General features: G+C 72.3%; 11 protein-coding genes. 5 read left to right on the top strand and 6 right to left on the bottom strand.

The genetic code is table 11. From position 1 onward, the window contains the following. From ACWGIU_RS14620 to uvrB, 4 genes are all read right to left on the bottom strand, one after another. Positions 1–908, bottom strand: a 908-nt coding sequence (locus ACWGIU_RS14620) for a TerC/Alx family metal homeostasis membrane protein (RefSeq protein ID WP_453705748.1), incomplete at its 3' end; no start/stop codon positions are given. Between the two features lie 239 nt (positions 909–1,147). Beyond that, positions 1,148–3,109, bottom strand: a complete 1,962-nt coding sequence (locus ACWGIU_RS14625) for a TerD family protein (protein ID WP_453705750.1) — start codon at positions 3,107–3,109, stop codon at positions 1,148–1,150. A gap of 43 nt (positions 3,110–3,152) precedes the next feature. Continuing rightward, entirely contained in the window at positions 3,153–3,731 is a 579-nt protein-coding gene (locus ACWGIU_RS14630) for a TerD family protein (RefSeq protein WP_453705752.1), read from the bottom strand. A gap of 88 nt (positions 3,732–3,819) precedes the next feature. Further along, positions 3,820–5,985, bottom strand: coding sequence for an excinuclease ABC subunit UvrB (gene uvrB, locus ACWGIU_RS14635; RefSeq protein WP_453705754.1), 2,166 nt, complete (start codon positions 5,983–5,985; stop codon positions 3,820–3,822). Positions 5,986–6,219: 234 nt separating this feature from the next. On the opposite strand from uvrB, the gene ACWGIU_RS14640 reads away from it, so the two are divergent. From ACWGIU_RS14640 to ACWGIU_RS14650, 3 genes are all read left to right on the top strand, one after another. After that, positions 6,220–7,152: a glycerophosphodiester phosphodiesterase gene (locus tag ACWGIU_RS14640; protein ID WP_453705756.1), complete on the top strand. Its 933-nt coding sequence runs from the start codon at positions 6,220–6,222 to the stop codon at positions 7,150–7,152. A gap of 171 nt (positions 7,153–7,323) precedes the next feature. Continuing rightward, the gene (locus ACWGIU_RS14645) at positions 7,324–7,896 is read left to right on the top strand and encodes a methylated-DNA--[protein]-cysteine S-methyltransferase (RefSeq protein ID WP_453705758.1); all 573 of its coding nucleotides are present in this window, start codon (positions 7,324–7,326) and stop codon (positions 7,894–7,896) included. A gap of 249 nt (positions 7,897–8,145) precedes the next feature. Continuing rightward, positions 8,146–9,420 carry an MFS transporter gene (locus ACWGIU_RS14650; RefSeq protein WP_453705768.1) on the top strand — a complete coding sequence of 425 codons (1,275 nt, stop codon included), beginning with the start codon at positions 8,146–8,148 and terminating at the stop codon, positions 9,418–9,420. Here ACWGIU_RS14650 and ACWGIU_RS14655 read toward each other — a convergent pair. Both ACWGIU_RS14655 and ACWGIU_RS14660 read right to left on the bottom strand, forming a co-directional pair. Beyond that, on the bottom strand, positions 9,410–9,778 hold the full coding sequence (locus ACWGIU_RS14655; RefSeq protein WP_453705760.1) for a cupin domain-containing protein: 369 nt from the start codon (positions 9,776–9,778) through the stop codon (positions 9,410–9,412). The two genes, ACWGIU_RS14650 and ACWGIU_RS14655, sit on opposite strands and share 11 nt — an antisense overlap. 72 nt (positions 9,779–9,850) lie before the next feature. Next, positions 9,851–10,405, bottom strand: a complete 555-nt coding sequence (locus ACWGIU_RS14660; protein WP_453705762.1) for a hypothetical protein — start codon at positions 10,403–10,405, stop codon at positions 9,851–9,853. A 219-nt stretch (positions 10,406–10,624) separates the two neighbouring features. Here ACWGIU_RS14660 and ACWGIU_RS14665 point away from each other — a divergent pair, with 219 nt between their 5' ends. Next, on the top strand, positions 10,625–11,557 hold the full coding sequence (locus tag ACWGIU_RS14665; protein WP_453705764.1) for a pseudouridine-5'-phosphate glycosidase: 933 nt from the start codon (positions 10,625–10,627) through the stop codon (positions 11,555–11,557). Next, the coding region (locus tag ACWGIU_RS14670) for a carbohydrate kinase family protein (RefSeq protein WP_453705766.1) at positions 11,554–12,301 on the top strand (748 nt) is incomplete at its 3' end. The genes ACWGIU_RS14665 and ACWGIU_RS14670, both read left to right, overlap by 4 nt.

The raw sequence follows: 12,301 nt of genomic DNA on the forward strand, positions 1-12,301 counted from the left end.
GTGGTGAGGACCAGGACACCGCAGATGACGCCGAGGGAGACCGGGATCGAGATCACCGGTACGTGCAGCCCGGACTCGTGCAGGGCGTGCAGCACGAGCTTGATGCCGATGAAGCCGAGGATGACCGACAGGCCGTAGCTGAGGTGGACCAGCTTCTTCAGCAGGCCGCCGATGAGGAAGTACAGCTGGCGCAGACCCATCAGGGCGAAGGCGTTGGCGGTGAAGACGATGTACGGGTCCTGGGTCAAGCCGAAGATCGCGGGGATCGAGTCCAGGGCGAACAGCACGTCGGTGGTGCCGATGGCGAGCATGACGACCATCAGCGGGGTCAGCACGCGCTTGCCATTGTTCTGGATGAAGAGCTTGGTGCCGTGGTACCGGTCGGCGACGCCGAACTTCTTCTCGACCGACTTCAGGAGGCGGTTCTCCTCGAACTCCTCGTCCTCCTCGTCCTTGCGGGCCTCCTGGATCAGCTTCCACGCCGTGTAGATCAAAAATGCGCCGAAGATGTAGAAGACCCAGGAGAAGCTCGCGATGATCGCGGCGCCGGCCGCGATGAAGATCGCGCGCAGGACGAGTGCGATGAGCACACCCACGAGCAGCACCCGCTGCTGGAGGTGGGACGGCACCGCGAACTTCGCCATGATGAGGACGAAGACGAAGAGGTTGTCGACGCTCAAGGACTTCTCGGTGATGAAGCCCGCGAAGAACTCCTGGGATGCCTGGCCGTTCCCGAAGAACCACAGGCCGAGGCCGAAGAGTCCGGCGAGGACGATCCAGACGACCGTCCAGGTGCCCGCTTCCTTGATGGACACGTCGTGCGGTTTGCGGCCGATGAAGAAATCGGCGCCGATCAGAAGGGACAGACCGAGAATGGTCAGTGCCCAAAGGGCCCAGGAAACTTCCATGGTGAAACACGCCTCCGGCGGATGGCTCAGCACTTCGTCAGCGTCATCGCTGCCGGAGGTCTCTTCCACCCAGGAGGCCTGGAGGCCGTGGGCCGGCGCCCCGGGACCGACTTCGTTCGTTCAGCAGAAGTGGTCCGTATTGACGGGTACGCCGTAGCAGGAAAGCAGGAATACTCCCCTCCGCACCCACGAGCATACCCGTCAGAGACGGTTTAGGTAAAGAGAATCCCAAAGAATGGTCACGGGCGGGTAGTGCGCCGGGCCTCCGCCACCCGGTCCAGTGCCTGGTCGAGGACCCTGCTGCCCCGCGGGGGCAGGTCCGGTTCGAAGGTCCAGGCGTGATGGACCCAGGGGTCGGCCAGGTGGTTGTCCGGCACCGGCGAGAGCCGCATCAGGGAGCGCCACAGCGGGTCGAGCAGCGGCCCGTAGGCCGAGGCCTCGTCGCGGTCCGCGACCATCAGCAGGTGCACGCCGACCGCCGCGCCCTCGTCGGCGAGGTAGCGCAGCTGGGTGACGGCGCGGTCGTCGAAGCCGTGCGGGAAGTCGTGCACGATCAGCAGCTGGTCGGCCGTGTCCACGTCCGGCGGCAGGTCCTCGGGGGCGCCGGCCCGCAGCGCCATCTGTACGAGGTCCACCCGCCGGGTCAGCCGCGCCAGGGTCTGGGTGACCCCGGCGGCCCCGGCGGCCGGCGGCCCGGCCAGCACCCCGGCGCGCACCAGCGGTGCCAGGGAGGCGGATCCGGCCCCGGCCGCGTCGATGACGTGGACGGAGAACCGGTCGGCGGGGTGGACGGCGAGGAACCGGACCGCCAGGGCGACGGCCATGTCCATGGCGGCCCGGCGCAGCCGGTCGGTGTCCATGGTCATCGCGGCCTCGGAGCCGGTGCGGCCGTTGTCGATCCAGAGCCCGCGCTCCAGCGGGAGCCGGGTCAGCATCGGGATGCGCAGGTCGGGCCGCTCGGGCAGGTGCAGATCGCCCAGGCGCAGAGCCAGCGGGCTCTCCTCGGGCGTCCGGTGACCGTGCCAGACGGGGTTGTCCCAGCGGGCGTACGCGGCCGGCAGCGCGGGTTCGACGACCTGCGACTCGGCGATCAGCTGGGCCAGGTCCCGGTCGAGGACGGCCTGGGCCTGGGCGACGAGCTCCTCGCGGCGAGCCCGCGCGGTGTCGCGGGCGGCGTTCCCGGAGCCGCCGAGGCGGTGGCGCGGGTCGGACAGCGCTTCGTCGAGCTCGCGGTCCATGCGGGAGTCGGCGAACTCGACGGCGCTGCGGTACGCGGCCACCGTGCGGGCCAGATCCTCGAACATCCCCCAGACCTGGTTGTAGAGCCGCTCCTCCATGGACCAGCCACTGGCGTCGCCGGCGACGGGCCGCGGGGCCTGGCCCGGTTCCTGCGGCGCGGCGGCCCGCGGCGCGGGCTCGGGCGGCTCGGTGCTGGTGCGGCGGCGCCGCGGGTGGGCGTAGCTGATGGTGGGCGGGGAGCCGGCGGTGTCGCCGGCGGGCGCGGGCCCGGGCGTACCGGCGTACGGGTGCCCGGAGACGGGGACCGGGTCCGGCGGTTCAGAGGCGGGCGCGGGAGCCTGCGCCGGGGTCTGCGGGGCGCGGACGTCGCCGACGAGGGTCGGCATGGTCGCGCGGGTGGCGTCGGCCCCCGCGGTACGCGGGGTCGTGCCCAGGGCGGCGGCGGCCAGCTCCGCAGCCGCGAGTGCCGACAGCCCGCCGTCGGTGAGCAGGGCGCCGAGGCCCTCGGCGTAGCCCTGGCCCACGGCGCGGACCTTCCAGGCGCCCTGGCGCCGGTACAGCTCCAGGGCGACGACGGCCGTCTCGGCGTCGAGCCCCGTCAGGGTGTATCCGGCGAGCTCGGCGCCCTCCGGGTCGGCCACGGCCACGTAGGAGGCCGGTACCGCGCCGAAGCGGTCCGGGCCGCCGGGCGGCAGGACGAGCAGGACGCCGAGCCGGTGGACGTCCGCCGTGACCTCGTCGAGGTCGACGGCGAAGGTGTGCCGGTCGGCGAGCTCCCCCGGCGACTCGATGCCGGGCAGGGACCTGGCGCCCGGGTGGGCGAGTATCCCGTTGCCGGAGAACCGGCCCTCTTCGTCGGCGAGCGAGGCCAGGGCGAGCACGGGTGTGCCCGCCGAGACCCTGACCTCCACCCGGCTCTGGGACACGGGGTGATTCTGCCCCCGGACCAGTTCGGCCGTCATCGTGCAGCCCCTCCCCCGTGCCTTCTTCTCTTGTCCGGTACTGCTACAGGTGCGGCAGGATCGCCGGCATGAGGTCCTGGAAGGTGCGGCCGTTGGCCGGGTTACCGAGGGCCGTCATCTGCCAGCCCGCGCCCGCGCGGGACACCTTGGCCATGATCTGGGCGGTGTACTGACCGCCGCCGTCGAGGGTGTAGCGGGCCATCTCCTGGCCGTTGGTCTCGTCGACGATGCGGCAGAACGCGTTCTGCACTTCCTGGAACGTCTGGCCGGTGAAGGAGTTCACCGTGAAGACGATCTGGTCGATGTGCACCGGCACGCGCTGGAGGTCGACGAGGATCGCCTCGTCGTCCCCGCCCTGGCCGACTCCGCCGACGAGGTTGTCGCCGGTGTGGCGCACCGAGCCGTCGTCGCTCTGCAGGTGCCGGAAGAAGACCACGTCGACGGGCTGCTTGTCGGCGAAGAGCACCGCCGAGGCATCGAGGTCGATCTCCCGGGTGCGCGAGCCGAACAGTCCGCGGCGCTTCGCCGCCTGCCAGCCGAGGCCCATACGGACCGCGGTCAGCGTGCCTCCGTCCGCCTTCTGCAGACTGATGGCCTGACCCTTGGTCATGTTGACCGTCACGTACTGTCCCCTCTCCCTGGCCCGCCCCCATGACGAGCGTGCAGCGTGTACCTGCGGCTGTGACCCAACCCTACTGACCGGCTCCCGGTCAGGCGAGGCCCGCTTCCTTCATCTGCCGCAACTCCTTCTTCAGCTCGCCCACCTCGTCCCGGATCCGGGCCGCGACCTCGAACTGGAGCTCGGCGGCAGCCCCGCGCATGCGCTCGGTCATCTGCTCGATGAGCGCGGCCAGTTCGGCTGCGGGCCGGTCGGTGAGCACCTCGGCGCCGGCGGCGCCCTTAGCGCCCCTCGTGCCCTTCGCGCCCTTTCCGCCCGTCTTGGCCGCGGCGGCCCGGCCGCCGAGCGCCGGCACCGGGGCCTTGGCGCCCTTGCCGTCCTGCGCCTGCCGGTATCCGGTGCCGAGGAGCTCCTCGGTGTCCAGTTCCTCGCGGGCGATGGTCGCCACGATGTCGTTGATCTTCTTGCGCAGCGGCTGGGGGTCGATCCCGTTGGCCGTGTTGTAGGCGATCTGCTTCTCGCGGCGCCGGTTGGTCTCGTCGATGGCCTTCTCCATCGCCGGGGTCATCTTGTCCGCGTACATGTGGACCTGGCCGGACACGTTGCGCGCGGCACGGCCGATGGTCTGGATCAGGGAGGTCCCGGAGCGCAGGAAGCCCTCCTTGTCGGCGTCGAGGATCGCCACCAGGGACACCTCGGGCAGGTCGAGGCCCTCCCGGAGCAGGTTGATGCCGACCAGGACGTCGTACTCGCCGGCCCGCAGCTCGCGCAGCAGCTCGATGCGGCGCAGGGTGTCCACGTCGCTGTGCAGGTACCGCACCTGGATGCCGAGCTCCAGGAAGTAGTCCGTGAGGTCCTCGGCCATCTTCTTGGTGAGGGTGGTGACGAGGATCCGCTCGTTCTTCTCGACCCGCTGCCGGATCTCGTGGACCAGGTCGTCGATCTGCCCCTCGGTGGGCTTGACCACGACCTCGGGGTCGATGAGGCCGGTGGGGCGGATGATCTGCTCGACGAAGCCGTCGCCGCGCGAGAGCTCGTACTTTCCGGGGGTCGCCGACAGATAGACGGTCTGCCCGATGCGCTCCTGGAACTCCTCCCACTTCAGCGGCCGGTTGTCCAGGGCGGACGGCAGCCGGAACCCGTGGTCGACGAGGGTGCGCTTGCGGGATGCGTCGCCCTCGTACATGGCGCCGATCTGCGGCACGGTGACGTGCGACTCGTCGATGACCAGGAGGAAGTCCTCCGGGAAGTAGTCGATGAGGGTGTTGGGCGCGGAGCCGCGCTCACGGTCGTCCATGTGCAGCGAGTAGTTCTCGATGCCGGAGCAGGACCCGATCTGGCGCATCATCTCCAAGTCGTACGTGGTGCGCATGCGCAGCCGCTGCGCCTCCAGCATCTTGCCCTGCTTCTCCAGCTCGGCGAGGCGCTCGGCCAGCTCCGCCTCGATGCCGCGGACCGCCTTCTCCATGCGCTCGGGGCCGGCGACGTAGTGGCTGGCGGGGAAGACGTACAGCTCGCGGTCCTCGCTGATGACCTCGCCGGTCAGCGGGTGCAGGGTGGAGAGGGCCTCGATCTCGTCGCCGAACATTTCGATCCGGACGGCCAGTTCCTCGTAGACCGGGAAGATCTCGATCGTGTCGCCGCGCACCCGGAAGGTGCCACGGGTGAAGGCGACGTCGTTGCGGGTGTACTGGATGTCCACGAAGCGGCGCAGCAGCTGGTCCCGGTCCGTCTCCTCGCCCACCTTGAGCGAGACCATCCGGTCGACGTACTCCTGCGGGGTGCCGAGGCCGTAGATGCAGGACACGGAGGCGACGACGATCACGTCGCGCCGGGTCAGCAGCGAATTGGTCGCGGAGTGGCGCAGCCGCTCCACCTCCTCGTTGATCGAGGAGTCCTTCTCGATGTACGTGTCCGACTGCGGTACGTAGGCCTCGGGCTGGTAGTAGTCGTAGTACGAGACGAAGTACTCGACGGCGTTGTTCGGCAGGAGCTCACGGAACTCGTTCGCCAGCTGGGCGGCGAGCGTCTTGTTCGGCGCCATGACCAGGGTGGGGCGCTGGAGCTTCTCGATCATCCAGGCGGTCGTCGCCGACTTGCCGGTGCCGGTCGCACCCAGCAGGACGACATCCTTCTCACCTGCACGGATGCGCTTCTCCAGCTCGGCGATGGCCGCCGGCTGGTCGCCGCTGGGCTGGTAGGGGCTGACGACCTCGAAAGGCGCCACCGTGCGTTCGATCTTCGATACGGGCCGCATGGGTCAACCGTACGACCCCCCACCGACACTCACGCGCCCCAGCGGGTCGGCGGCGTGCTCGGGCCGCTCCCGGCCGCCCGGGCCGCTGTCATTCCTTCTGGTCCGTTTGTCGTAGTTCGGTGGCGGCTCAGTGATCTTCAACCCCATGATCGCGGTGAAGTGCATCGCCACAACGTCTGCCGCTCCGCACCCGTCTGACGCAGGAACAGGGCTCACGACCCGAGGAGAACGCACATGTACGTCCGACCCGCCGCCGCGGCAGCCGCCGCATTCCTGGGCTTCACTCTCACCCTGCTGGGCGGGACGGCCTCGTACGCCGCCACCGGTCCCGGATCCGCGACCGGAACCGACACCGGAGCCGGAACCGGCGCCGGCCGGGCCGCGCTGGGGGGCCCTGTCGTGTACGCCCACCGGGGGGCCTCCGCGTACGCCCCGGAGAACACCCTCGACGCGATCGACCTGGCGATGCAGATGGGCTTCGACTGGGTCGAGAACGACGTGCAGCGCACCAAGGACGGCGTGCTGGTGGTGATCCACGACGACACCCTGGCCCGGACCACGGACGTCGAGCAGCGGTTCCCGGACCGGGCGCCCTGGAAGGTCCAGGACTTCGCGGCGGACGAGATCGCCCTGCTGGACGCGGGCAGCTGGTTCGGCGACGAATACGCGGGCGCCTCCGTACCGACCCTGCGGCAGTACCTCGACCGGGTACAGCGCAACCGGCAGCGGCTGCTGCTGGAGATCAAGAAGCCGGAGCTGTACCCCGGGATCGAGGAGCAGACCCTGCAGGTGCTGGACGAGGCCGGCTGGCTCGACGCGCGCCACGTCGCGAAGCGCCTGGTGGTGCAGAGCTTCAGCGCCGACTCCGTGCGCAGCGTGCACGGCCTGCGCCCGGACCTGGTGACGGCTTTCCTGGGCACCCCCACCGTTGAGGACCTGCCCCGCTACGCGGAGTTCACCGACCGCATCAACCCGTGGCACACGACGATCTCGGCCGACTGGGTCGCGGCCGTGCACGGTCTGCGCGGCGCGCACGGCAAGGCCATGGAGGTGGACACCTGGATCGTGGACGACGCGGCCACCGCCCGGAAGGTGCAGGCCATGGGGGTGGACGGGATCATCACCAACGCCCCGGACGTGGTCCGGGACGCGGTCGGCGGATTCTGATCTCCGGGCCCCGTCCGGGCAGACGGGCGAACACACAGGCGGGCAGGCAGGCAGGCGGGTAGGCAGGCACGCAGGTAGGCGGGCGGGCGTCCGGCGCGCGGGCAGGCGGGCGATGTGGCCGACATCCACAACCGTGACCGCCGTGTCGGCCGGTGGCCGTACGGTGGACGCGTGGACAGCACCGAGCGGCCCCGCGGGCCGCACATCGAATGGACCGTCGTCGCCGGCGACGGTGTCCTCGGCGGGCCTCTGCTCCTGGCCGCGAGCCCGGAAGGTCTGGTCCGGGTCGAGTTCCATGCCGAGCCGGACCGGGTCGACAGGATGATCGGCCCGCTCGTCTCCCGGCTCGGCGCCGACGCCCGGCGTCCCGCGCCGGGCGAGGAAGTGCTGCTGGCCGAGCCGATACGCCAGCTCACCGCATACTTCGGGGGGTCGCTGCGGCGCTTCGAGCTGCCGCTGGACTGGCGCCTCAGCTCCGGCTTCAACCGGCAGGTGCTCCAGGAGCTGGACCGCTCCGTGCCCTACGGATCGGTCGTCGGCTACGGGGAGCTGGCCGCCCGCGTCGGACAGCCGGGCGCCGCCCAGGCCGTCGGCAACGCCATGGGATCGAACCCGCTGCCGCTGGTGGTGGCCTGCCACCGGGTCGTGGAGAACGACGGGGGAATCGGGGGATTCGGCGGCGGTGTGGAGACGAAGCGGCAGCTGCTCGCGCTGGAGGGCGTGCTCCCGGAGCCGCTGTTCTGAGCGGGCCCTGACCTGAGGACCTGTCCCCCGGCCCGGCCTGCGGACCGGCGCGCGGAGCGTCCTCGGGACCGGCCGGACTCCGGCGTGCTTCCGCCCCGGCTCAGGATCGGTTCCGTCGCGAGGTAAGGGCTGGCACACTGCGGCGGTGACTACTGCTGCCGCCGCACCCGGCCTCCCCGCCTACCCCGCGCCCCGTGTCGCGCACCCCCGAAACCGGTGGGCGCCGTGACCGCCGCGCCCGGCACCGACATGCCGGTGCGGCCGGTCGGCCCGCCCGAGCGGGCCCGGTTGCAGCGCCGCATCTCCCGGGTCCTCATGGCCGGCCAGGTCCTCGGCGGCCTCGGGGTGCCGATCAGCATCGCCCTGGCCCCCGTACTCGCCACCGAGGTCAGCGGCACCGAGGCGCTGTCCGGCGTCGCCTCCACCGCCGCGGTGATCGGCACCGCCGTCGTCTCGCTGCCGCTCGCCGCTCTGATGAACGCGCGCGGCCGCCGACCCGGCCTGGTCCTGGCCTACCTGATCGGGGCCGCCGGAGCGGGCCTGGTCGTCCTCGCCGCCACGCTCAAGAGCTTCCCGCTGCTGCTGCTCGGCATGGCCGCCTTCGGCGCCGCCTCCTCGGCCAACCTGCAGGCCCGGTTCGCCGCCGCGGACCTGGCGGCCCCGGACCACCGGGCCCGGGCCATCTCGGTCGTGGTGTGGGCCTCGACCGTCGGCGCGGTGCTCGGGCCCAACCTGTCCGCACCGGCCAGCCGCAGCTTCGCCGGCACCGCGATACCCGAGACGGCCGGCCCGTTCGTCTGGGCCGCCGCCGTCTTCCTGCTCACCGCCACGCTGATCGGCGTACTCCTGCGCCCCGATCCGCTGCTGACGGCCCGGGCGCTCGCCGCTCCCGAGGAGCAGACCCGCGAAGGACGCTCCCTGAGGGCCGGATTCGCCGCCGTGAAGGCCTCGCCGCGGGCCCGGCTCGCCCTGCTCACCGTCGCCGTGTCACACACCACCATGGTCTCGATCATGGTGATGACCCCGATGGACCTGAGCCACCACGGGGCGGGCCTGGAGCTCATCGGGCTGGTGATCAGCGGTCACATCGCGGGCATGTTCGCCTTCTCCCCCCTGATGGGCTGGCTCGCGGACCGGCTCGGCCGGCTCTCCGTGATCGGACTGGCCGCGGGGCTCCTGTCCGTCGCCGCGCTGCTCGCCGGAACGGCCGGGCCCAGTCACGGGCGCAGCGCACTCGGGCTTTTCCTGCTCGGCCTCGGCTGGTCCGCCGGGATGGTGTCCGGCTCGGCCCTGCTGACGGACTCGGTGCCGCAGCCCGCGCGGGCCGCCGTACAGGGGCTGAGCGACCTCACGATGAACGCGGCCGCCGGGCTGGGCGGAGCGGCCGCCGGGCTGATCATGTCCGGCGCGGGCTACGGCTGGCTGAACGCCGTCGGCGCCGCGCTGCTGCTGCCGATGGCGGCGCTCGCGCTGTTCACGGCGCGCCGCCACCCCGTGTCCGCGAAGGGCGTGGTCAGTAGCTGATGTGGTAGGCCTTGCGCAGCGTCTCGTGCACGGTCCAGGTGGTCCGGTCGCCCTCCCTGAGGACGCAGGCGGAGCCGGGGCCGACCTCCAGCGTCTCCCCGCCCTCGACCTCGACGGTGGCGCGGCCGCTGACGACCACGAAGAGCTCGTTCGCCTCGATGTCGGTGACGACACCGGGGGTGATCTGCCAGATCCCGCGCACCTGCTTGCCGTCCGCCGACTCCCACAGCACCTTGCCGGTCACGACGGGCTCGCCGGAGACGATCTGCCCGGGGTCGAGGTCGTCCGCCTCCAGTTCGGCGTCCGCGACGCAGACAGAGAAGGAAGCGGGGGCGGTGGCGTGATCACTGGTGCTCATGGCGCGCCAGCCTAGTGCGGCCCGTCCTGCGTCGCGGTGACCACAGCGTCCAGGAACGGCCCGCCGGACGAGTCACCCTGTCCAGCGCTTCCCCCGGCCGCTGTCCCGCGGCGGCCGTCCGTCATGGCGCGGCCGGGCGCCGGGCGACGAGTACCGGCTGGTGGAACCGGTGTCCGCCCGTGCGTGCCGAAGCGGGTCGGCGAACCCGGCCCAGCCGCACGTTACTCGGCCGTCTCCTCCTCCGGCAGCGCCCAGTACGTCGCGCTCGACATCCGGCCGTGCCCGGAGCGGCTCCCCGTACGGACGGGTGGAGAGCAGCGGCAGTCCTCCGGGGCGCGGCACCCCCCGGGTTTCGGCCAGGGCCGCGTCCACGTCCCGGGCGGTCAGCAGGTGCGGCAGGGCGTTGTCGGCGCGGACCACGGCGTTGTCGGGAGGCGTCGGTGAAGGGCAGGGGCCCGCATGTCGGCGACGGCGACGGGCAGGGGTGAGCGAGCGGTGGGCGGCCTCGCGGGCGGCGCGGGCCACGGAGGCGGAGCTGAGGTCGCTCCCGGTGAACCGGGTGGCCCGGTGGCCCGGTGCCGCGAGGCCCGGTGACCGGGTTCCGACGCCGCGGGCGTGGTCGAGCACCGTGTGCGGCCGGGACCCAGCGTGGCGGCGAGCAGGGCGCCGAGGGCCCGGCCCTGGCGGACGGCGCTCGCGTCCCGGTCCGCGTAGACGGGGCCGTTCCGGTCGGCCGGCTCGTCGTGGAAGCCGCACATGTCGATGGAGGAACGCTACTCGGACAGGTGGGGACGGGTGTGGCGGGAGAGAGTTTGGGGGCGTCAATCCCGTGCCATGGATGGGGACATGTCACAGCACAGAGCATCTGAGATCCCGGTCCTGTCGGCGGAGGTACGCGAGGCGCTCGCCCGGGGAAAGCCCGTGGTGGCCTTGGAGTCGACGATCATCGCGCACGGTCTGCCCCGCCCCCGCAACCTGGCGGTGGGCCTCGAACTGGAGGCATCGGTCCGCGCGGAGGGCGCGGTTCCGGCGACGATCGCGGTCGTGGACGGGGTGGCGTACGCGGGCCTTGACAAGGCGCAGCTGGAGCGGATCGCGGGCGGCGAGGGCGTACGCAAGCTCGGCCACCGGGATCTGGCGCCCGCGCTGGCGACGGGGGCGACCGGGGCGACGACGGTGTCCGCGACCGCCTTCCTCGCGGCCCGGGCGGGCCTGCGGGTCTTCGCCACGGGCGGGCTGGGCGGCGTACACCGGGAGTGGGCCCGGACGCAGGACGAGTCGGCGGACCTGTCGCTGCTGGCGCGGACGCGGATCACCGTGGTCTGCGCGGGGGTGAAGTCGATCCTGGACGTGCCGGGAACGCTGCAGCGGCTGGAGACGCTGGGGGTGGGGGTGCTCGGCTACGGGACGGACCGTTTCCCCGGGTTCTACCTGGCCGACTCGGGCGAGCCGGTGGACTGGACGGTGTACGGGCCCGAGGAGGTCGCGGCGGTGATGGCCGCTCAGGACGCGCTGGGAGGTGCCGACTCGGCGCTGCTGGTGGCCAATCCGGTGGCGCGGGAGGAGCAACTGGATCCGGCGCTGCACGACCGGGTGCTGGCGGAGGCTCTCGCCGAGTGCCGCGAGCGAGGGATCACGGGGCAGGCGGTGACACCGTTCCTGCTGGGGTTCCTGGTACGGGCGACGGACGGCGCCTCCCTGGAGGCGAACCTGGCGGCGGTACGCGGCAACGTGCGGCTCGGCGCCCGGATCGCGGGGGCCTGGGCGGCGCGGGCATGACCGGGCCGGGGGCGTTGCTCGTCGTCGGGGACGTGGTGACGGACGTGGTGGCCATACATCCGGAGCCGCTGGCTCCGGCCACCGACACGGCTGCCCGCATCCGGACTCTGCCGGGCGGGGCCGGGGCCAACGCGGCCTGCTGGGCGGCCCGTGCGGGGACCGCGGAAGTACGGCTCCTGGCGCGGGTGGGTGCCGAGTCGGCGCGCTGGCACGAGCGGGCACTGGTGGACGCCGGGGTACGGCCGCGGCTGGTGATCGACGCGCGGGAGCCGACCGGCACGGTGGTCGCGCTGGTCGGCAAGGGCGCGGAACGGACCTTCCTGACCGACAGCGGGGCTTCGCTGCGGCTCTGCCCCGCCGACTGGACCCCCTCCCTGTTGGACGGGGCGGCCCATCTCCACCTGTCCGGCTATCTGTACTTCGCCGACAGCAGCCGGGAGCTGGCCACGGTCGCGCTGCACGCGGCCCGGACACGGGGGGTGCCGGTGAGCGTGGACCCCGCCTCGGCCGGATTCCTGGCCGGCCTCGGGCCGCAGCGCTTCCTGGACGCCGTGGCGGGGGTGGACGTGCTGCTGCCGAACGAGGAGGAGGCCCGGCTGCTGGCCGGGCTGCCGGAGCCGGCGGGGGTGGCCCGGGCGGCGGCGGAGCTCAGCCGGCGGGTGCCGCTGGTGGTGGTGACCCGGGGCGCGGCCGGGGCGCTGATCGCCGAACGCGGCCGGATCACCGCCGAGGTCGAGGCGGAGC

The sequence above is a fragment of the Streptomyces sp. NPDC054840 genome (assembly GCF_053611065.1).

Bases quoted from the DNA above. Each gene is read 5' to 3' on its own strand.
- ACWGIU_RS14625 (WP_453705750.1), bottom strand. From the start codon at position 3,109: ATGACGGCCGAACTGGTCCGGGGGCAGAATCACCCCGTGTCCCAGAGC.
- uvrB (WP_453705754.1), bottom strand. From the start codon at position 5,985: ATGCGGCCCGTATCGAAGATCGAACGCACGGTGGCGCCTTTCGAGGTC.
- ACWGIU_RS14640 (WP_453705756.1), top strand. From the start codon at position 6,220: ATGTACGTCCGACCCGCCGCCGCGGCAGCCGCCGCATTCCTGGGCTTC.
- ACWGIU_RS14650 (WP_453705768.1), top strand. From the start codon at position 8,146: ATGCCGGTGCGGCCGGTCGGCCCGCCCGAGCGGGCCCGGTTGCAGCGC.
- ACWGIU_RS14655 (WP_453705760.1), bottom strand. From the start codon at position 9,778: ATGAGCACCAGTGATCACGCCACCGCCCCCGCTTCCTTCTCTGTCTGC.
- ACWGIU_RS14665 (WP_453705764.1), top strand. From the start codon at position 10,625: ATGTCACAGCACAGAGCATCTGAGATCCCGGTCCTGTCGGCGGAGGTA.